23 protein-coding genes are annotated in these 20671 nt (G+C 57.4%); 12 read left to right on the top strand and 11 right to left on the bottom strand.

All coding sequences use genetic code 11. From position 1 onward, the window contains the following. Positions 1-5: 5 nt before the first annotated feature. The 5 genes from BCY88_RS29010 to BCY88_RS29030 form a co-directional block, all read right to left on the bottom strand. Positions 6-989 (bottom strand): PDDEXK family nuclease, encoded by a 984-nt coding sequence (locus BCY88_RS29010; protein WP_120347602.1) that lies wholly within the window; start codon positions 987-989, stop codon positions 6-8. Between the two features lie 12 nt (positions 990-1001). Continuing rightward, positions 1002-2609, bottom strand: a complete 1608-nt coding sequence (locus BCY88_RS29015) for a hypothetical protein (RefSeq protein ID WP_120347603.1) — start codon at positions 2607-2609, stop codon at positions 1002-1004. A 22-nt stretch (positions 2610-2631) separates the two neighbouring features. Beyond that, positions 2632-3240: a TnsD family Tn7-like transposition protein gene (locus tag BCY88_RS39955; protein ID WP_183081477.1), complete on the bottom strand. Its 609-nt coding sequence runs from the start codon at positions 3238-3240 to the stop codon at positions 2632-2634. 806 nt (positions 3241-4046) lie between these two features. Beyond that, positions 4047-5453, bottom strand: a complete 1407-nt coding sequence (locus BCY88_RS29025; protein WP_120347605.1) for a hypothetical protein — start codon at positions 5451-5453, stop codon at positions 4047-4049. Positions 5454-6001: 548 nt separating this feature from the next. Then, on the bottom strand, positions 6002-6280 hold the full coding sequence (locus tag BCY88_RS29030) for a hypothetical protein (protein WP_147408564.1): 279 nt from the start codon (positions 6278-6280) through the stop codon (positions 6002-6004). A gap of 71 nt (positions 6281-6351) precedes the next feature. Between BCY88_RS29030 and BCY88_RS29035 the strand changes: the two genes are divergently transcribed. Next, positions 6352-6867: a DUF6471 domain-containing protein gene (locus BCY88_RS29035; protein ID WP_147408565.1), complete on the top strand. Its 516-nt coding sequence runs from the start codon at positions 6352-6354 to the stop codon at positions 6865-6867. Positions 6868-6874: 7 nt separating this feature from the next. On the opposite strand, the gene BCY88_RS39625 is transcribed toward BCY88_RS29035, so the two are convergent. Continuing rightward, the gene (locus BCY88_RS39625; RefSeq protein ID WP_147408566.1) at positions 6875-7090 is read right to left on the bottom strand and encodes a hypothetical protein; all 216 of its coding nucleotides are present in this window, start codon (positions 7088-7090) and stop codon (positions 6875-6877) included. 215 nt (positions 7091-7305) lie between these two features. Between BCY88_RS39625 and BCY88_RS40725 the strand changes: the two genes are divergently transcribed. The 6 genes from BCY88_RS40725 to BCY88_RS29065 all read left to right on the top strand — a co-directional run bounded on the left by BCY88_RS40725 (position 7306) and on the right by BCY88_RS29065 (position 10407). Next, positions 7306-7572, top strand: coding sequence for a BPSL0761 family protein (locus BCY88_RS40725; protein WP_120347608.1), 267 nt, complete (start codon positions 7306-7308; stop codon positions 7570-7572). A gap of 107 nt (positions 7573-7679) precedes the next feature. Further along, positions 7680-8216, top strand: coding sequence for a hypothetical protein (locus BCY88_RS29045; RefSeq protein WP_147408567.1), 537 nt, complete (start codon positions 7680-7682; stop codon positions 8214-8216). Positions 8217-8266: 50 nt separating this feature from the next. Beyond that, positions 8267-8650, top strand: coding sequence for a hypothetical protein (locus BCY88_RS40475; protein ID WP_259461544.1), 384 nt, complete (start codon positions 8267-8269; stop codon positions 8648-8650). A 134-nt stretch (positions 8651-8784) separates the two neighbouring features. Further along, entirely contained in the window at positions 8785-8982 is a 198-nt protein-coding gene (locus BCY88_RS29055; protein WP_183081478.1) for an excisionase family DNA-binding protein, read from the top strand. A gap of 143 nt (positions 8983-9125) precedes the next feature. Further along, the gene (locus BCY88_RS29060; protein WP_120347611.1) at positions 9126-9551 is read left to right on the top strand and encodes a putative phosphothreonine lyase domain-containing protein; all 426 of its coding nucleotides are present in this window, start codon (positions 9126-9128) and stop codon (positions 9549-9551) included. 118 nt (positions 9552-9669) lie between these two features. Next, complete coding sequence (locus BCY88_RS29065; RefSeq protein WP_120347655.1) at positions 9670-10407, top strand: SIR2 family NAD-dependent protein deacylase; 738 nt, start codon at positions 9670-9672, stop codon at positions 10405-10407. Between the two features lie 59 nt (positions 10408-10466). On the opposite strand, the gene BCY88_RS29070 is transcribed toward BCY88_RS29065, so the two are convergent. Further along, a complete protein-coding gene (locus BCY88_RS29070) occupies positions 10467-10658 on the bottom strand; it encodes a hypothetical protein (RefSeq protein WP_120347612.1) in 192 nt (63 codons plus the stop codon). 164 nt (positions 10659-10822) lie between these two features. On the opposite strand from BCY88_RS29070, the gene BCY88_RS39960 reads away from it, so the two are divergent. The 5 genes from BCY88_RS39960 (at position 10823) to BCY88_RS29100 (ending at position 16531) form a co-directional block, all read left to right on the top strand. Further along, positions 10823-10966 (top strand): hypothetical protein, encoded by a 144-nt coding sequence (locus tag BCY88_RS39960; RefSeq protein WP_183081479.1) that lies wholly within the window; start codon positions 10823-10825, stop codon positions 10964-10966. 1 nt (position 10967) lies between these two features. Next, a complete protein-coding gene (locus tag BCY88_RS29075) occupies positions 10968-11180 on the top strand; it encodes a helix-turn-helix domain-containing protein (RefSeq protein ID WP_120347613.1) in 213 nt (70 codons plus the stop codon). Positions 11181-12309: 1129 nt separating this feature from the next. Then, positions 12310-13479, top strand: coding sequence for an enolase C-terminal domain-like protein (locus tag BCY88_RS29090; RefSeq protein ID WP_120347616.1), 1170 nt, complete (start codon positions 12310-12312; stop codon positions 13477-13479). A 230-nt stretch (positions 13480-13709) separates the two neighbouring features. Beyond that, complete coding sequence (locus tag BCY88_RS29095) at positions 13710-15446, top strand: ClcB-like voltage-gated chloride channel protein (protein ID WP_120347656.1); 1737 nt, start codon at positions 13710-13712, stop codon at positions 15444-15446. A gap of 341 nt (positions 15447-15787) precedes the next feature. After that, complete coding sequence (locus tag BCY88_RS29100; RefSeq protein ID WP_183081480.1) at positions 15788-16531, top strand: GntR family transcriptional regulator; 744 nt, start codon at positions 15788-15790, stop codon at positions 16529-16531. A gap of 67 nt (positions 16532-16598) precedes the next feature. Here BCY88_RS29100 and BCY88_RS29105 read toward each other — a convergent pair whose 3' ends face one another. The 4 genes from BCY88_RS29105 to BCY88_RS29120 all read right to left on the bottom strand — a co-directional run bounded on the left by BCY88_RS29105 (position 16599) and on the right by BCY88_RS29120 (position 20612). Further along, positions 16599-17357 carry an SDR family NAD(P)-dependent oxidoreductase gene (locus BCY88_RS29105; RefSeq protein ID WP_120347618.1) on the bottom strand — a complete coding sequence of 253 codons (759 nt, stop codon included), beginning with the start codon at positions 17355-17357 and terminating at the stop codon, positions 16599-16601. A gap of 128 nt (positions 17358-17485) precedes the next feature. After that, positions 17486-18226, bottom strand: a complete 741-nt coding sequence (locus tag BCY88_RS29110) for a dienelactone hydrolase family protein (protein WP_120347619.1) — start codon at positions 18224-18226, stop codon at positions 17486-17488. Beyond that, positions 18223-19725, bottom strand: coding sequence for an aldehyde dehydrogenase (NADP(+)) (locus BCY88_RS29115; protein ID WP_120347620.1), 1503 nt, complete (start codon positions 19723-19725; stop codon positions 18223-18225). Before BCY88_RS29115 ends, BCY88_RS29110 begins: the two co-directional genes overlap by 4 nt. A gap of 239 nt (positions 19726-19964) precedes the next feature. Then, on the bottom strand, positions 19965-20612 hold the full coding sequence (locus BCY88_RS29120) for an RraA family protein (protein WP_120347621.1): 648 nt from the start codon (positions 20610-20612) through the stop codon (positions 19965-19967). Between the last annotated feature and the right edge of the window lie 59 nt (positions 20613-20671).

Consider the following 20671-nt stretch of genomic DNA (forward strand, 5'->3'; position numbering starts at 1 on the left):
AACGTTTAAGCGAGCGGAATCGGGAGTCGCGTGTCGACGCGCTTCGAGTGGTCCAACGTTACGAATCCGTGCGACACAGCCGATACGAAAAGATGAACCACTGTGTTCATGCTGACGCCCATGCTCTCCGCGCGACGCTCCAGTACAGCTTCGAGGGTTCCGCGAACGCTATGAGTCATCAGGTTGTCTGCAAACCGTTTGGAGCGCTCATAAAGATGGCGCACCTTTTCGCTCTTTGCCATTGACCACAGCGCGGCGTAGTTCGCGAGCTCGCGGCTCGGAATTGCGTTGGAGCGCAGCATCTCCCACGTCCAGTCCCGGCCAGCGCAGAGCGTGCGCTCCTTTATTATTCGGTCCTCATCCTTCTTCTTAAGAATGTGGCGAGCGTGCTTAACGCTCACGACGTGGTAGCGCTGTGTGCGCAGATTCGGATGCCAATAAGTGAGCACCAAATCAAACGTGAGCAAGTCCGAGCGATTCATCTTTTTACCCGCGGCCTGCGCTCGTAGATATGCCTCTTCGGTGTAGTACGGATACTGCTCACGAATGTCGACCACGTACGGATGGAACATCAACGCGAGCTGAATTGTGAACTCACCCATCGAAAGGGCTTGTAGAAGCCGATTTTCTTTGAGGCTTGGTAACACTCCGCGCGTTGCAAGTGATGGCTTCCGTGCTTCCAGTATCGATTCGTACCGCTCCCCAGTCTCCCAGTTGTATTCATCGAAGGGCTCGACCACAAGGCCAGGAGGTGTAGCGAAGGGACGTGGCAAATCAAGAATCGCGAATTTGGTCTGCTCGATTAGCTTTACGTGCTCTGAAGAGCAATCAGAGCTAGTCTGCGCAGTCTCAGGCTTCGGTATGATGGTCGCAGCCTCACGAATGTAAGGCTGACGATGGTAGCCCGTCGCACGGGGCTTGCGGGCCGGCTCTTTGTAAGCGTCGAGCACAAAATCGAACTCAGGCTGTTTATCTGAAAGATTTCGCATAACTGGCGCCCATCATTCGAATGCCTGTGCCGCCTTAGGCACATCTTGTTGTGCGTCGCTACACAATAGAAAGTCAACCAAGGGCGCAACCGGACTCTGGTTCGGCTGCCGTCGGTTTTCTCGCGGACGCCGCTTTGCCGTATCGGTCCTTTCGAGTGCACGCACTTTTTCTGTCCCTTTCGTAGATACGGGGCGGCCCACTCTGGTGCACCAGTCATCATGACTCTCGGAGTGGTTCGTCAACGCTTCGTCGGTCAGCGGGAAGAGATGACGGTACTGGGTCTTTTTGGAAAGGATAGTGCCAGCCAGAAGTCTCTTCGTCGAAACTTGCCTTCCGCATCCACTTCGCGCGAATTTCAGGGCGAGACTTACTACCCGCTCCGATAGTAGTTTGTCAATCACCTTGTTTCTGTCGGAGTCAAAGGTGATTTCTGGCACGCTTTCTCCGGCGGCCCTGAGCGATTTGACTGTTGGCGCGTATTGTCCGGGGCATGCCAGCTCCTTCCGAATCCCCCTATGGTTGAGATGCGGCATGTTTTCGCGAATGGCGATGTATTTGAGTTGTGCTCTCGCTGCCAACGACTCGCGATTTCTTTCGACAAAGCTACGGGTCTTGCGCGATGTGTATGTGAGAAGTTCCAGTTCAAGCCGCTGTCCTCCCGGCTTCCGCTTCAACGGCCTGAATTGAATGTCGTCTGCATTCATTTCCTCGATAGCGTTTTCGACGTTAGTCCAACCGTCGAAAAGAGCCATCAGCAGCGCGGAACTTTGCAACGGATTTAAGTAAACGAGTTTCCCCGTGAGATGGTCATTCGACAGGCCCTCGGTAGACAGAACGCCGCACCGTTCAAGAAGTCTCTTTGTCGAATGATTGGAAAGGTAGGCATGGGCGAGCTTCGTCTGCCTCACGTCAAACTCAATAAGCCCCAACTCTCGAGTACGACGTCGGACCACTTCGCCAATCGAATCACGATTCAAGCCAGGCATGTAGTCGGGGCAGAGCAACAGCTTAGTAACTCGATGAAGCTCTATCTCATGCTCCTCCTGGGACGACGACATCCCCGATACTTCATCAAGTGGCTTGAGTCCGCAGCCACAATGCTTCCCGGGCCATACGAGTTTGTTGTGGTTTTGTGTGACCGCGCATTCTTCGCATCCGACCTCCAATGGGCGCCTGTGTTCTGAGCAAAACAGCAGTCCCGGCACCATGTTGGCCCGGTTCCAGTATGGTGTACCGCAGAGGGCAATGTTCGACTTTGCGCATTCAGGGCACAGGGTAGGAAGCACTCGAAACCTGCCACCGTTTGGACCATTCATGCCTAGAGGCGCCATGATTCCGGGCGCGTACTCATGTTGAGTGTGTTTGATAATCACGTCGGTTTGCTCTGGGGTAGTCGTCCTCAGTTGCAGAGGCAGGAAGGTGTGGTGCCCGCGAAGGTCCTCAAACGTGCCGATGACATCTTTGAAGGGCTCGATGTAGCGGTCAAGACCGCTCGGCGCGTACCAAGTTCGGGTCACCACATCGTGATGGGCATTCGCACTGGTTCTCGAAAAATACTTTGTTAGTAGTTCACCCTCTTCAATCGGGAAGTAGGCGCTGGGGAGTTTAAAATCTGTCATCGATTGCTGGGCAAGCGGCCCGTTAGCGTTTGGTGTGCGCGCGGACGGTTTCCGGGCGAAGATTGGCGATGCGCGCGATAGAGCTATCGGCTTGAGCGCAGGCACCCGGAGCGACCGTGTTCAATGCATGCGTCACCCTGCGGGTAACGAAAATGCGCTTCCTTCCAGGAAGCTGAGCATGGGGGCCGGCCCCGCCTAGCCGCTCAGAGATTTGAGCAAAAGCGTGGTCACGCATTCCGAAGGCGAGCCGGCTCTGATACGAAGATGGAAGCGGCGGCCTGCCATGTTTCGATGCGCGATAATCCTCCGGCGTCGATGAAATGAACGTCTCGACCGCGGTCGGCGGCGCCTTCAACCGTCTCCCGCCATGCCAACGAATCTTCGATACCTCGTTGAGCTTGAGCCACGCCCGGTCATTGCGATACAACCAAGCCCAGGCCGCCGACGAGAGGCGACGAATCGATGAGCGCGAAGTGCCTTTGTGCTGCGCGCACGTGGAGAGCCACTGAGACCGGTGCTCCTCGACCTCCCTCTGCTCCTTCGCAGTCTGTGGTGCGAGCGGTCGAGTACGTCGTGCACGCAAGGGAAGCGTGTCGGCCTCGGTCCCGAACATCGCAAGCAGAACAACCATGGTCGGATGGATGGGGCGACCGCGTGCTGCATTGCGGATAGCAGACTCAACGTAGTCTCCTTCTTCTGTGATGTGAGTAAGGCGCGGGTCTTCGAATCCAGAAGAAAAGAAGCGTTGAAAGTCGCTCCGCAGGCTGGCTAGACTCCAACGGTTAGACTCGTTGAGGTAGCGGCGCTCGGTGAGAAGTCGTGCAATTTCCGACCAAGCCGTTTGCCTGTTGAATGAGCGAGTCGCTAGGTCAGTCGCCCACCGCGCGTATCTCACCGAGTTCTGGTGCGCGGCCTCAGACACGGGATGTATGAGTAGCGCTTCAAGTCGGCTTCCCGCACCGCCACACCTAAGCAACGCGTCATGGTGAATGCATCGCGTGACGTAGTCGATGCAGTGAGTCGTATGGTTCGCCGAACGACCAAGAAGCCGCTGGTCCAATCGCGCGCATTCTGGGCACTCTAGCTCGGTACGGTTGCCGCATTGACAAAGCGCATCGAGCGAGGGACATGGAGTGCGGACCCGGCCGTCGGTAAGCGCACGCATTAGGGCCTCACGCGACAGTGCCGTCATGCCAATGGCGTGCCATTCGGCAAGGCTGTTGGCAACCAGGACAACGGCCGGTGGGCCGTAGTAGTTCTCGGTTATTGCGCAGAACCGACTGGCCCTGCATGGCAGCGAGTTCGCGATAGGGGCTGAGTGCCGACAGAACGACGCGTAGGCGAGCTTCGCGTCTCGGGAATCGGTCGTTTGAGCAACCATTTTGAGTATGGAACAGGCGCTCTCGGCTTCGGCCGCGGCGAAGAATGTGTACGTGCTCACGCGTCCGTCTCCTCGGGCTTCCTGGCAGGCGGGCTGCCAGACTGTGCGAGTTCACGGTTCACATCCGTCATCAGTCTATTGATGAGAGCCGCTGCGGTCATGACGGAGCCGCTCTGAGAAGAGTCATTGTCGCTGTCAAGCGCAAGAATTGACTGCACGACCGTCGGGAGTTCGAGCCAATCGCTGAACCACCTGATACGACCGAGAGTGAACGTACCGGAGCGCCGCGCGCGACGTACCGCCTCGAGCATCGGTTGCTGCAACAGGAGCGCCTGATGAGCGTATGCGAAGAACTGTGCCTTCGACAGCTCGACCTTGCCGCCAGTTGCCCACGTTCCGGCAACGAAGGCTCCGACCTTTAACGCAAGCTCAACCCGGCCGAGACTCACGGCATGGAGCGCAGCGGAGAACCACGGCGACTGCGTTGCGCCTGCAGCACGGAAGTATTTCAGCCAGACTGTGCTGGATGTATGCGCCCACTTGGTAGAGTTAAGTGAGAATGGTTCGATGCAGTAGACGCCGCGAGATGTCAGCGCGGCTTCAGCGTCGCCTTGCTCGAGAAGGTTAATTGCGGCCCCGGGTGTTGCGACGATGACGAACGGGATACCCGTCGCCGCTGCAATCTGTCCCAGCATCGACCACATGCCGGCGGCTGTCCGAGCTTTAGACATGTGATTCGACACAGGGCCGACGATGACCATTCCGACATTCAGCGATAGAAGCAGCGACTGCACCGCCGTGCCGACTTCATCTTCTCGTATGGCCTTCAACGCGTGGCTTACGTCAAAGATGGGTGAGACCTGCTTCACGAGCGTACGGCCAAACTTAGCGGGGTTGCCGTCCGGTGGAAAGGGAACGGCGATAGTGTCCATTCGAGCGAACCGAATGCCTTTGGGTCGCCCCTCAAGCGGAACCTCGAAGAGCATGTTCTCTGTTTGAAAGACACGCTGACATGCGTTGATAAGTGCATGCTGGCCGATGCCGTTTGGGACGACGACCAGATGGACTTTAGTCGACACCTTGGGGAGGGCCACGTCCGAGGCAAGCACCGAGTGCCCATGCGTGTCTCGCCGATGGTTGATGAATCGGTGTGCCGCAATTACCTTGGAGCGATACGCTGGATTGGAAAGGTCACGCTCGACGGCGCTCGCCCTTACCGACTGCGCAACGTCCATGAAGAGACGGCGATGAACGTTCGACGGTATCAGAATGCGGTTGTCGGGCTCGATTCCACTGTCGCGCGAGAGGTCGGGAAGGAATTGAACGGCAGCGGCCGCCTCTGCACTTGTCGCAAGCGCCGGCGCGCGCGACAGCGCCGGATTTTCGCCTGGCTGCGCAAAGTACGTGAACAGCTGCAGGGGCGCCTCAACGCTCTCGGTTGAGGTCACGATTTCGGTGCTCATACGAGCCCCCCATCGACGCCGAACCAGCCTTGGATGGACAACAGCGAAGGAGCACACTCAAAACCGCAGTGGCCTATGTTCGCGTCAAACACGTTGGCGCGTTCAGCGAAGCAGGTCTGATGAGACAACCGACGACGCAGGCTATCAAGGCTCAACGCATCGGGGGTGCAAGGCTCACCGCGCGACAAGTAAGCGCGGCCGGCGCCACGACTGAGGGGCGTGTTCATACGGGTCTCACACAAAATTAGGGGCGAGTTTTCTCCCCCCTGAGCCTGCAAAAGTGAGCAGGCAGGGGTTGACAACACGAACCCAATGTGAGAGATTACGCGCGCGTAATGTTGCGGCGGGGCTCTGTTGGGTCCGCCGGAAGCGGGGCGAAGAGACTCGAACTCTCTTCGCCCCGTTTTTATTTGTAACGTTGAATCAGCGTTACGACCTCCAAAATCCTGAAATGGTGGCGCCCCATTTCCTTTCCTGCGAAAGGTAGCTGGCGCCGGTGGCGCCTTGCCCGGGACCGTCAGTTGACAAATCGGCTATTAAACGGTAAATTAGCCGCACATTGTACCGTCAGAGACCTCGCACAGCAACATTTGTGCGAGATTGCGCACGCCTGTAGCGTTTAGACGCCATAACTGACTCCCCCGGTTGTTCTGTTTTTCTTCCCCTCGTTCGTACCAGCGCCCGCTGTTGCCGATACCGAACATCTTCTTGGTCTTCAGGTCAGTTCGCTCGCTCGTTTTCTCGTTCTTGTTGAAGAGCCAGGGCACAGTACAATCGTCCACAGACACCTTTCTTTTTCCGCCACTCGCCGTATTGATGTTGCTCAATACGAAGTGAGATTTGGCGACTTTTACTTCAGTTTAGTTTAGTCCGGCATCGCACGATTGCAAGGAGCCTTGTGAGCCACGTCGACACCTGTTGGGCGGATATGGCCGCGCGAATAGTGCGCGTCATTCTGGCGCGAAAGGGGATGGGATATGCCGAACTCGCAACGGCGCTACAGGCCGTCGATGTCAGTGAGAGCGAGCGGTCACTGGCGCTTCGCGTGACGCGTGGTCGGGTGAAGCTGTCTATGTTGCTTCAGATTCTGCATGTCACGCACTCCGTGATACCCCAACTTTGGCTCGATGCTTTTTCCCGGTCCGATAGCTGGCAGGCCCGTGCCACAGCGGTTCTCGAAGCTGAACTATCTCGACATCCCACCGTGTCGGTCGATGACCTCGCACAGCGCATGGTGCAACTCGGCGCCAGTCTGAGCGAGAAGACGCTGGCCTCGCACATCGACCAAGGCAACATCTCCCTGCCTGAATTCCTCCAAAGCATTCTCGCGCTCGGCAGCTCGAGCCTTGACCTCTACATTGATTACCGCGACCTGATTGCGGTCGGTCGCTCCGCCGCTACTGAACGCTCGTAGGAGCGTCTCACAACCATTTTCTTGCCATCGCGATTTTCTTTCCTAAAATAAAAACGGACGCATTTGAATCTCTTTTTTTGCCATCCTTGGTCGCCTGCCGGCCGGACAAGTTCGTGTCGAGCGGTCTGGCTAAGTTGAGGTCGCAGAGGTTGCCGCGCTGGGTCATATGCGTATCAGTCGGGGTGGAGTTGAGTTTCGGGCACTTGCGCGCGGAGACTGTCATTGTCGACGTCAGCACGCGGCCAGTTTGTCGGACGTCGACTGCAACCGGTGTGACGATTCCACAGTCAGTACGCTCTCTGGGGTTTCGATGCGAGTCACCGTCTGTTCTGAAGGTGCCCAGCGGATGGCCGAAATATCTCCGAGCGTTGGTGCGCCGAAGTCTGTATAGCGCGCACAAACCTACGTCTCAACCGGTGTGTTCGTGGAGGGAAAGACATGACAACGCCAGCGGAACGCACGAAAGCTGTGGTCGATGCACGGAATTTTCTGCAACTGCTTAGCAATGCAGAAGAGGTCACGATTCGCGGTCTGGTGCAATCAGTCGCGATTGGTCTGCTGAGGCACTACCCATTGGATGTCGAGCTGGACGCGTCAGCGAGCGCACTTCCGGAAATCTGGGCCCGCCCCACTGCAGAACGACTCGGCGAACTTACAGCACGCGCTCGCGTCGCTCCGTTGTTCGCGGCAAGGACTGACGAATAGCTGTTCGAGCGAGGTTAACCATGCCGCCCCGTCAAAGCAACCCGACAAGTGACTCGCCGTCTGAGGATTCCCACGTATTAGAGCTTCTGCGAAGCGCCGCGGTCGCCGTGACCCTGTTCGACCCAATTGGAGCTCGAGCGCTTCTTAAAATTCCAGACGCCGAACTCGGGAGACGGTTCAAACGTGCGCTTGTGAGAGTTGCGGGGCTAGCCACAGTGTTGAACGTAGAACAACGTTCGATTCGTGAAGAAAGTGCGCAACGGCGGATAGAGCGTGGTGCGAATCAAGGAGAATCGACGCCGGCACGCCTAGTTGCCAACGCAAGATTAGTACACTTCTCTCATTTCTGTGCCGTCATCGGATTCACCCCTCAACGGGTCAATAAAGAAGTCGCTGCTCAGCGCATCTTCAGTGTCGACATCGACGATGAAGCGTATTTCCCCGCATTCTTCCTGGTTGAGCAAATTCGACGAAAGGACCTAGCGAAGGTTGTGCGAAAGCTCGGTGATTTGACAGGCTGGGACAAGTGGGGCTTCTTCACAATGCCCAATAGCTCGCTGGATGACCTGACGCCGTTGCAAGCGCTCTTCTATGGCGACGGTAAGGAAGTGTTGCGCGTCGCTGCGAAATTCGCCAAGCAATGAGGAATGTGTCGTCGGCAATTGGCCGCGACACCTTAACCCCGACAGAGGTAATGGAAGCAATCTGGCAGTTCGCTCTCAAGTATCTGGCATTTCTGGTCGTGCCGGCATGCGGCTTCGTACTCAGCTTGGTTATCCTGCGCATCAAAAGGCGGTACGTGAAGGAAGGCGTTTTGTTTTGGCGCTCGTCTTCCGGGGAGCACGTTCACCATCCCTCAGAAACAGGAAGTGGCGAGATGAGCACGAACAACGGCATTGACCTCGATATTGCGCTTCGCAAGTTCCACGAATTAGGCTTGGAGGACGGCGATTTAGGATATGCCTACTGGTATGAAGTCGGGCAGCTCCTGAAACGAGCGGCTGGCATGCAAGCGCAAATCGACGCTCTCAGCAAAGAGCTGGAGAAATTGCGCGCCGCGCGACCGTCGGCGAATTAAAGCCAACGCGACGCTAGGCGGTCAGGGGCTCGCACAGTTGAAATCGGGCGAGTTCGGATGGTTGTTTTACAGGAAGGTTAGCCACAATGTCGAGGAACACGAAAATCTCGCGGCCAACGGAAGCCGATGATTTTATGTCCACAGCCGACGCGGCCAAACTGCTATTCGTTTCTCGTCCACATGTCGTGAAGCTGCTTGAACAAGGAAAACTGAAGCTACACCACACGACTCGGAACAACCGGTTCCTGACGAAGGCCTCAGTGCTGGCTTATCAGGCGTACCTGGATGCTGCGGCGAAAGCCTACCAAGCTTCGGCAGTTGAGAACGAATAAGCTGAATCTAATAGAGCGTAGCGGTGTCCGAATCGCAAGATGAAAATCTTCACGTGGGCGGGCGATAAATATGGAGGCCGTACGATAGTCCATTCAGGCAACTACCGCCGCGATGGAGTGGCGCCAGACGCGAGGCGGCTTCCATGAAGGAGGGAATTGATGCGGAAGAGCGATTGTTCAGGAAATCGGACAAGCCTTCTGAGGACATGAGTTGCATGTGGCACTACAAGAAATCCCCGAGCCACAATGACTTTGCCTCTGCAGATGCGGCAGGGAAATGGTGCATCTTTGTAAGCTGCGCCGAAGTGGACGAGGAATGGAGAAAAATTCGAGGCGCTATCGAGAATGACCAGCTAATGTGTGCCAAGGTGTCCACCGCCCTGCGCAGCATGAGCCGCGATGGCCACGTCATCTGCGTCTACACGCCTGACTGGGCTGATATTCAGGACCTCATGCGCACCCGCGAAGTGTTGCGGTCACTGGGCTTCGTGAAGGAACTCGGCTACAAGCGTGACGTTGATACTCGAAGCGGGAAATACGGCCTCGGTGAGTGGCACTTGCGCGCGTAGCCAGCCGTCGCAACCCAATTGAGGAGCATAGGTGTCCCATTCGCAAGAGGAAAATCTGGAGAAAGCTGCTGGCTGGCTACGAGAAGCCGACGGGCTGCTCATCACTGCGGGCGCCGGGATGGGCGTCGATTCGGGCCTTCCTGACTTCCGTGGCCGAGAAGGCTTCTGGCGCGCCTATCCAGCGCTCCGGCAGCAAGGCCTCTCGTTCGAGGACATGGCAAATCCAGCCAGGTTTGCGGAGCATCCGGAGCTTGTATGGGGTTTTTACGGACACCGCCTGAAGCTTTACCGTGAGACCGTCCCGCACGAGGGCTTCGCGATTTTGCGGAGATGGGCGGACCGCATGCCGCGTGGTGCATTCGTGTTCACGAGCAATGTTGACGGGCAGTTCCAAAAGGCGCGGTTTCCCGAAGACCGGGTCCACGAATGCCATGGGTCTATCCACGCACTTCAATGCCTAAATGTCTGCTCGAACGATACGTGGCCGGCCGAAAAATTTCACCCGCTCGTGAATGGGAAGACATCTAAGTTGGTGAGCCCGATGCCGCGTTGTCCACGTTGCGGCGCTCTCGCGCGTCCAAACATCCTGATGTTCGGAGACTGGGCGTGGATTGATGTGCCATACGAAAAGCAACGGGAGCGCCTGGAGGCCTGGATTGCAACCGTTCCACGGCTGGTTGTCGTGGAACTCGGCGCAGGCAAAACATTGCCCACAGTGCGGCGCTTCAGCGAGCGAAACGCGCATCAACGGCTCATTCGAATAAATGTTCGGGAGCCGGACGCAAACCCGTTGCATGGTGTTGGATTCGGTAAGGGAGCCGCTGAAACCCTCAAACAACTCGATGCACTCTTGTAGGTTGCGCCCAAGAAGACCGAGGCTGGGCACAGCCGTTAGTAAGCGATGTTCACACGATTCTAGCCCATGGCAAGAACCTCTTCGTTGTCGATGGGCAGACGAGCTTCTCTCGCGGTAGCAATAGCTCCATAGGCGTCGACAAAGCTACCGACGTGAACGCTGAGAGCCCTTCGGTCCGCCGTCAGCGCATACCGTTGCACCGGTTGAATGGAAAGGACAATAACGAGGAGAACGACGACGACGTGACGCATGAGCAACCTCCGTTGCTTAGTTGAGTTGTCGTCTGTTTATGAATTTGATTTTATCCGCGCAGCCATAGCCCCTCTCCGGATATGCCGTGTGTGTCCAGATGGAAGCCCCTTTTGAGTCGGTGCCATAATCTCAGCGTGGGTAGACTGCTTAAGGTCGAGATGCCATGACGAGTTTTCTGGACGTCGCCATCCATAAAGCGCTGCCGCTGCACGTGCCGGCAATCGGGTTCGTGCTATCTCTGGCTGTGATTCGTATTAAGCGGCGCTATGTCCAATCTTCTAGCGATATGGCTGCCCAGGAGATTTGATATGAACATCAATGAGGCTGCCAGGTATCTCTTCGTAAGCCTCCCTCATGTGAGACGCCTGCTTGAACGTGGTGACATAACTGGCACGCTCACTGAGCAAGGGGGCTATGTCATCGATGATGCATCGGTCGAGAAATATGCAAAGGAAAGGAAGAGCGCTGCCAGCGCGTATTTCGACTCGCAAACCGAAGACAGCGACCCTCTCGGACTATGAGCCTGAACTCGCTATCCCACGCCAACGAGGGACCTCTCGAGGTCCTCCATGCCACGCACCGTGAATAATTCACTAGCGCGAGCGGCTGGACAAGTATCTATTGCCTGAGACGCTGGAGATTGACTCCAGCCGTCTTCAGCACAGCATCAATTGCAGTCAATTCCTGGCCAAAATCGCGCGCTCACTCTTTTCCATTGCAGCGCCGGGAGGGCTCACCGGCAACGACCGCCGCATGACTCTCGATTCCAACCACCGTTTCGCGCGAAACACGCGCTATGTCTGGCAATAACTCCGTAAGCTCCTACGGCACATGGTGCTCCGGGAACTCAACGGGTTATTGGTGCGGACAACCTGCTCAAACGAGCTCGCCCCCGACAATCTGCTCAGTATCTGCTCAAATTTGAGCAGATACTGAGCAGATTGAGCCCGGCAGCTATCCTTGACGCCATCCAACGCTTGGCCCAAGCGGACCAGCTGGAGGTGTCCTCTACCGACATCATCGGCACCTGCTCGTAAATCAATACATCGAGCTCGCCGCAAAAAACGATAAGTGGAAGGAGTTCACACAAGGTGTTCATTGGGCAACTTATCTAGGCATTGAGGTGCGGTGGTTGCGGGACAAATCAGCAACGAAGAAAAACCTCGAATTCGTGTTCGAGATTTTGAAGAGAGCCGAATATTTAGCCTAGAACGGCTTCTGATTTACCAATCCCGTCATGGCGGGTGAGGACGCATGGTGCGGGTTCGTCCTGTTGCGTGAACTTGAGGATGAGCGGGCGAAGACCCGTCCGCCCTGTGTCCGCCGGGCAAGCTCGTCATCCCGCTCATTCCTGAGGACCGTGCGGCGCTACCGGGCATCACCATCGCAAGGACCGGTCATCGTCTTGCGTATTGGGAAACCCATCTTGCGTGAGAGCGCAGCAGCTGCGCTACAGGCATTCCGCTTTTTTCGCAAGCAATATTACATGTAAGTTTAAGACAAGGGTAAGCACCTTTCGGATATTGGGGTAATTACCATGGCTGTTAGGTCTAGTCTGGATTCGATGTTACATGTAATATCGTCTCTCATAGCCTGCCTGATTTGGTTCCCGTTTCCAAACGCCTCTATCGCTATTCCTTTCCTGACGCCATGGCCCATCCAATCATTCGCTCCATCGAAGTCGTTGTTTCCCAGTTCAAACTGCCCGACTTGGGCGTCGACAAAGCAGGATATAGCCTGGTCTGGGAGCCGGGTGGCTCCAAGTCGGTAAAGACTTTCGCTGTGCGCGTTGACTGCGGCGACGGTCTGGTCGGCGAATATGTCGGCGGCGATGCAGTCGGACTCGCACAGATGAGCAAGTTCGCAGACACGCTCATCGGCAAGAATCCACTGGAGCGCGAGCTTATTTATAACGACTTGAAGCGCTGCCTGAGGAAGTTCGACAAGATGGGCATCGGCATGATTGACCTACCGCTCTGGGACCTGGCGGGCAAGCTCTACGGCGCTTCTGTGTCGGAGTTGTTGGGTGGATGGCGCAAGAGCCTCCCTGCTTACGCGTCGACGATGTCGGGTGACCGCAATGGCGGTCTCGACAGTCCCGAGGCGTTTGCGGATTTCGCTGTCGAGTGCAAGGAGCTCGGCTACAAGGGCTACAAGCTCCATGTCTGGGATGACTATTCGGTGAAGGAACTGGTTCAGGCAATCGGCGCAGTTCGGCGAGCAGTTGGCGATGAGATGCATCTAATGCTTGACCCGGCTTGCAAACTCGAGACGTTCGTGGAGGCGCTGGAAGTTGGTCGCGCCTGCGACGAAGCTAACTACCTCTGGTACGAAGACCCATACCGTGACACCGGTATTTCGTCGTTCTCACACAAGATGCTTCGTGAAAAGCTCAAGACGCCTCTCTGCCAGACCGAGCATATCCGCGGTGTTGAAGAGCACACGAACTTCATCATCGCAGGTGGTACTGACATCGTTCGAACGGATGCCGAATACGACGGAGGCATTACTGGCGCCATGAAAATCGCGCACGTCGCGGAAGGTTTTGGTCTCGATGTCGAAATTCACGGTCCGGGCCCGATGCATCGCCAGTTGATGTCGGCTCTCCGAAATTCCAACTACTACGAGATGTCTTTGGTCCACCCGAAGACGTCGCAGATTGGCCGCTGCCAGGAGATTTATGCTTGCGGCTATCGGGACAGCCTGACTTCGATTGACGCTGAAGGCAATGTGTCGCTGCCGGAAGGTCCTGGCATGGGCGTCAAGTACGACTGGGACTTCATCCGTGCGCACCAGATTGACGGAAAGGTCTTCAAGTAATCAACCGTTCGTGAGTCTGCGGTAGTGGCCAGTCGTCGCGGTCTATGCAATCACGACGCAGCCCTGCTATCGCCGGTTCTTCCAGTGTCAAAGGTGGTAAGTGTGCGTGCCGAGCTTGTCGTCTGAGCGCTTGCCCAGACGACGGGGGCAAGGGCCGTAACTAGCCCTGAAATCGGTGCTTGCCCGAAGTCGGTAGCGGCTTCGGGCATTTTTTTGAGCGCGCATTCGACATGAACCAAAGTCTTTCCGCTCTCAAGGCCAGCATCTCCAGAACACTTCGTCGCCCTGATGAGCACGCTATGTTGTTGTGGGCTGTAGTCGCCGGGGTCGCGGGCGCGTATGCCACTGCAGCTTTTCGCGAAGGCATCGACCTGCTGCAGAGATATTTTTGGGGCGAGCCTGGCGACTTCGTCAAGACGGCTCGGCACATGCCCTGGGCCGCCCGCGTTGCCCTGCCAACGGTCGGTGGGCTGGTTGCCGGCTTCTGCCTCGTGTTTGCACACCGCAGCTCTTTAAAGTCTGGTGCCGACTACATGGAGGCAGTCACGGTTGGTGACGGCGTTGTGCCCGTATTGCAGAGTTTATGGCGTAGTATCTCCTCACTGTTCACCATTGCCAGTGGCGGCTCGATTGGCCGCGAAGGTTCGATGGTTCAACTGGCGGCCCTATGCTCGTCCATCATCGGACGTTGGGCGCGCTTCGACCCAGCACGCTTGCGCATGCTTGTCGCGTGTGGCGCGGCCGCGGGAATTACCTCGGCATACAGTTCGCCGATTGCGGGTGCCTTTTTCGTCACTGAACTGGTTCTCGGCTCTATGGCGATGGAGTCGTTCGGCCCGATTCTGATTTCGTCGGTCGTGGCGAATATCACGATGCGCGAATTCGCGGGCTACCAGCCGCCGTATCAGATGCCGGTGTTTCCGGCCATCACTGGCGTGGCAGTGTTGCCTTTCACCGTGTTGGGGCTGCTTTGCGGCGTAATGGCGCCGCGCTTTCTCCAGTTGCTAGCCGCATCGAAGACGGGCTTTGGCAAAGTGCGGTTGCCCTTACCGCTGAAGCTCGGGCTTGGCGGTCTCATCGTTGGCATCGTTTCTGTCTGGGCGCCGGAAGTCTGGGGCAACGGATACGAAGTGGTCAACTCCCTGCTGCACGAACCCTGGACGTGGACGACACTCCTCATCGTGCTCGTTCTCAAGGTCATTGCGACACTGGCCACGGCCGGCACCGGAGCAATCGGAGGCGTCTTCACGCCGACACTTTTCGTTGGAGCGGTGGTCGGGTGCATTTTTGGAATCGGAGTTCACGGAATCTGGCCTCAGATGACAACAGAGCCTTTCGCTTACGCAATTGTAGGGATGGGGGCATTTCTTGCCGCAGCCACAAACGCTCCGCTTATGGCCATTCTCATGATTTTCGAGATGACATCGTCGTACCAGGTTGTATTGCCGCTCATATTATCGTGCGTCATCGCATACTTTATCGCGCGCAACGCCGAGCACACGTCAATGTACGAGGTCACCGTAAGGCGAAATCTTGCGCAAAAGGACCGTATGCGCGTGGCCGCCACCAGGATGCGGGACCTGTTAAAGCCCGCCGAGACAATCGTCGCCCCCAACACGAGTGTTGAAGAACTGACGCGCATGTTTCTCGAGCATCCGGTGAAGTACCTGTATGTGGTGGACAACCAGAAACGCTTTTGCGGCGTTGTGCCACTCGATAGCGTCGCAGCCGACCTCGCTTCGCTGCGGAGTCCGCGACATATGAAGGCAGTCGACTATCTGCTTCCGGATTTTCACGTACTTACTCCGGACATGACGCTCGGAGAGGCCCTGCGACTGTTCCTGACCTTTCCAGGTGAACGCCTCCCTGTGGTGGACAAGCAGTCAGAATCGCCCACGATTTTAGGGGTGGTGCATAAGACGGCGCTTCTCGATACGTATGTGCGTATAACGCCGACTACACATTAAGTGTCGTGTGACTTTCGGGGCGCGATGTTGCCGTCAGCTAGGCAGCAACGCGATGCCGTCAACAGCTTACGAAAATGGGATGCGGGTCAGGCCCGACCGCAGTCAGTTTCCCGCACACCTCGCGCTCGCAAGTAGATTGCACCATTCACGAAGCGACGATGGAACGCTCGATAACTTTACATGTAGAATGTACAAGTGGCGGGTCACTTAAATGTGCGCTTGCAGGGTCGTCCACTAAGGCATTGCGGCGAAAGCCTGGCAGATTCCAGCGCGGCATCTGCCCCAGATGCGATGGCTTGTTGCCATCGTCAGACTTCAACGTTCGTTACAGCATCGAGTCGATGGCACCCACTACCAAGCAATACGCGGTTCAGAAGCTACATGTTGAGCCTGGGGCGCGAATTGCGGACGCAGTTTTCGCAACGCTCAGACGGGCCATCGTTCGCCACGAAATTGCTGCGGGCGTCCATCTTAGCGTGCCATCGCTCGCGTTGCAGCTAGGAACCAGCAGAAGTCCGGTTCACGAGGCAATCAAGCGTCTGGTACAGGAAGGTCTGGCGAAGGAGGAGTTGAGGCGCGGGGCGTTTGTGACTTCCTTTAGTCCCTCGACACTCATTCCGCTTTATGAAGTTCGATGCGCGCTTGAAGCGCTGGCGGCCGCGCTCGCGGCAGAACGAGCATCTGACGACACCATCAGGCAGTTGACCACAATTCTCGACGCCGAGGCGCAAGCTATCGAAAACGATGAGTTGGAGAGGCATATCGATATTGACATGGAGTTTCATCGTGTCGTATTGATGGCCGCGGCTAATCCGACTCTCGAGGAGATGCTGGCGCAAGTCTACGAACGAATCAGCACCGCAATGATTGCTCGAGTCGTTCCGACCGGACCCCAGCAGGCGTTGGCTGACCATCGCGAGTTGCTGCAAGCTATTGCGGCTCGAGATAGTGCCGCTGCGGGCGCAGCGGCTAGTGCCCACGTGATGCGCGTCAGCTCACAGCTCTCAGCAAAGCGCGCGACCACGTTTCTCGGACTGGATACCTCCCAGTCAGCGAAAAAGGACAAGAAGAGAGTTGCGCAGTAAGTACCGCTCTCACTGCGCACTGTTTTAACGTCAGACCTGTTCAGTGGTTCTTACGCCGCGCTAACTGTCACGGGCCGACGTACAGACCGCCGTTGACCTCGATTGCGGTGCCGGTAATGTAGTCAGCGTAGTCAGACGCAAGGAACACCACGCTGCCCGCAACGTCCCGAGGTTGGCCGAAACGACCAAGCGGAATCCTCGACATCAGGAACCGATTCGTCTCCTCGGATACGTCGTGAATCATCGGTGTGTCAATGCGGCCAGGGTTCACCGCGTTCACGGTGATGCCAAACTCAGCGACGTCTTTCGCAACTCCGATTGTCAGCCCGAGGACGGCGGACTTGCTGGTCACATAGTGCAGCGGTGCGACGCCTCCACCGTTCCGGGCGACGACCGAGGCGATGTTGATGATTCTTCCGTAGCGGCGCTCAATCATTTTCGGCAGCGCCAGCCTGCACATGTTGAATGGCGCCTCCACGTTGACCGACTGGACCTCACGCCAATGGTCCATTGGAATTGTCCAGGGCTTCCACGGCTTTCCGTCCGAATCGTATTTCGGAGACCAGCCAACAGCATTCACCAGCACTTCAGGAGCGTCTTCGGCGCTAAGTACCGGGCCAAGCCTTACTTCCACGGCATGATGGTCCACCATGTCCAGCTGAATGCACTCTACATTCAAAAATTCTCGCGCGAGTTCCAATCCCGGTTCGATGTTGCGGTCCACCAGTATTACCCGCTTGTCCAGTTCGGCAAAAAGCCTTGCGATGCCAAGCCCAATACCGCCGCAACCTCCGGTGATAATTACGCTCCTGCCTCTGATTTCCATCGTGTCTCCTTAAGCTTCCAGTTCCGGAAGCGCGGCAAATCGGTCGAGCCGGTTGCCAGCTAACGCGTCAAAAAGGTCGTGCAAAGTTGGTGCTGATGATGGGCATGCCTGAGGCGTCCCACCCGGCCTTAATAAACTGCCTCGAACATGTTCAGGCTCTTTTCCCAAATCCAGTCTGATGCTTTCCGGTCGAAACACCATCTTTCCGGAAAACTCCAGCCATGCAACGCATCCAGCGTCTCGACAGTTACCAGTCCGTTGGTCTTCGCGGCCTCGGCTGACAAAATAGCCTGATGCTCAGGCGGGCAGGAAGGGTCGTCTCTAGCGCACGCGACGTGCACTGGAACGAGGCATTGCTGTATGAGTAGATGCGAAGAGCCATCCGGATGCATGTTGTTGTTCACCATGCGCCCGCCGTGAACTGAAAGAGCTGCCCGGACGTAACCAGGAAACGCGGCCGCTGCCGCCACGGCATGTCGACCACCCATGCAGAAACCGATGACGCCCCAGCGCTCAACGGTTCTCCCCAGACCGCCCTTCGCCGCAAAGTCAAATAATGCGAGGGTGTCTCGTCGGACCAGTTCAAGCGTGGTCGCATCGTTGGCTGCGACCTGTTCGGGCTGAAGGTTCTGACCTTTAATATTTGTGGGCAGGAACGTTGGGCTACCGAGTCGATAGAACAGATGGGGAAGCACCGCAACATAGCCGCGTGTCGCATACCGTCTGGCGGTGGCGTAGAGCTCCTCGCGCGGCCCGAAACCATCCATGTAAATCAGGACCGCGGTCGCCTTGTTCGGAACGCTAGGCATGGCGACGTATGTTGGCATGTTGCCGTCGGCAGCAGGCACCAGGATTTGGTTTTCAATCATGAGCAGAATTCCCTTGTTGCTTCGCGTTCTGCACGTGCGTCGCGGGTCAGCCAAGCCGGTGCATCCTGCAGCGCCACTGGCCGAAGGAAGCGCTCCATGGCCGAGTAGCCGACTGATGTCGTCATCGGCGCCGTACTGGCCGGGAACGGGCCGCCGTGTTGTTGAGCCGTGGTTACGGCTACTCCCGTCGGCACACCCGAAAACAGCACCCGACCGGCCACCTTCATAGCCGTTCGCACAAGTTCCTGAACGTCAGCCCCTGGCAATTGCTCGCCGGGTGGTACGCCCCACAGGGTAACCGTTAATGAGCCGCCGATGGCGCGCAAGACTTCAAGCGTCTCTGCGGGCAAAGATACTCGGACCACAAGTGCTGCGCAGCCGAACACTTCTCCATGCAGGCGGTCGTCGCAGATGAAGTCAGCTGCCGAAACTTGCGCAAGGAATGTACATGGTTCGGGCACGCTGGACGGCGTCTCACCGGTTAACACTTCCAGCCGGTCGTGCCCTCTCCACACGGCGACGCCGCGCTCGAAGGCGGCACGGATACCAGCCGACAACATCGCATGCGGACGCAAGGCTTTCGCTGCCGTGGCCAGCGCGTTGACAAAAGCGTCACCTGCCGCGCTTTGTTCCACCACTATCACACCCGGGCTGGTGCAGAACTGCCCGGCGCCCAGTCCGATGGAGGCGGCCAGTGCCTGGGCCGCATCCTCCTGTTGGAACGCGCCGGGCAATACCACAACCGGATTCACAGAGCCGAGTTCGCCGTAAAACGGAATGGGTTTCTTCCGCTCAGCGGCGATTTTTGCGAGCGCGGTGCCGCCGGCAAAGGAGCCCGTAAACGCTGCGGCCGCAATCGCGGGAGCCCCCATCAACCGAACACCTGTGTCGAAGCCGGCGCCCTCGATAAACTGGAATACGCCGGGGGGCAGTCCACAGTTCGCCACGACCTGCTGCGCGAGCTTTGCAGTCATCTGCGATAGAGCCGGATGTGCCGGGTGCGCCTTGACGATAACCGGGCAGCCTGCAGCCAGGGCCGACGCAGTGTCGCCTCCAAGCACGGAAAAGGCGAAAGGGAAATTGCTTGCAGCAAAGACTGCCACCGGTCCGAGCGGAACGCGCACGCGGCGCAGGTGCGGTCGGCCCGCCGGAGGCGGCCCGGCGACGGCTGGGTCGTCTACTACCACGTCAGCCGCACCAGCCTCCAGAAACTCGGCGAATCCACGAAGCTGAAAGCAGGTACGGACAAGCTCACCCTTCAGACGTGTCACACCCAAGGCGCTCTCACCGTCGGCCAGGAGTACGAGGGTTCCGTGTTCCCCTTCAAGCGCGTCGGCGAGCGCACGCAGAAGCACTGCGCGTTTCGCGGCCGGCAGGGAGCCGAAGAAATCGGCGGCTTCAGCGGCAGCTGCGACTGCGGCGTCAATGGCTGCGGGACTGGACGGTGACCAGGGTTTGCCTACTGGCCGGCCGTTGCGGGCGTCAAACGATTGAAGCATGTCGAGTTTCCTGCTGGTAGATTCTTCAGTCCTCACTCGAGGATGACCTTGTGACGCGTATTCACCCGCAAGCGATGTCTCAAATCAGTGGGGCCCGTCGACCACTCCTGACAGTGGGGGCGCATTCGCCCAACAGACTCTGCTCCTGGCGATTGCGCAATGGTGTCCGGGAGCAGACTTCTCACTCTGAGGCAAAGAACTTGTCGCTTCCGGGCTTGCTGTCGTGCTGGAAACAGGTATTACACTTCGTCCCAGTTCGTCACCGCGTCCGTCTGGACCATAGCGAGCAGTTCGTCTTCCTGCGCGGCGATACGAGTCGCAACTTCGACGATTTCTTCCGCGCGTGCGCCAGGGATACAGATAACGCCGCTCTCATCGGCAACGATGTAATCTTCGCGGGAGATGGCGACACCGGAGATGTGAATCGTTTCGCTGATTGAGCCGAACGTGAAATCGTTGCGGCTTCGCTTGGGGCAAACGCCCACAGCCCAGACCGGATAGCCAATTTCACGAATTTCCTCCACATCGCGGCAAGTGCCCCACATGATGGTCCCGCGCACTCCGCGACGCTGAGCAAGTCGGGATGCCAGACCACCCCAGGCAGAGGCATAGTTTGCGCCGCCGAGGTCCATGAGAACGATGTCGCCGTCCGCCATGGTTTTCAGAACTGCCTCGAGCGGCTTTCCCACACCACCGCCGAACCGGTACGCGCCGGGGTCGTTTTTCTTTTCGAGCAGCTTCACAGGCAGCGCGCGCCCAACGACACGGCCTTGTCCCTGGCGCTGGGCGTACAGTCCCGGAAGCACGCCGGAAATACCGAGTTCATCGAGGGTGTCGGAAAGGACGGAAGTCTGAAAAACAGAAAGCTGGTGCAGAAGCTTGGACATGGGATTCTCCTCTGAGATAGCACTGTGTTTGCTGATACGAAGCCGCGGCCTGCGGCCAG

The sequence above is a fragment of the Paraburkholderia fungorum genome (assembly GCF_003610895.1).
Classification (GTDB): Bacteria; Pseudomonadota; Gammaproteobacteria; order Burkholderiales; family Burkholderiaceae; genus Paraburkholderia; species Paraburkholderia fungorum_B.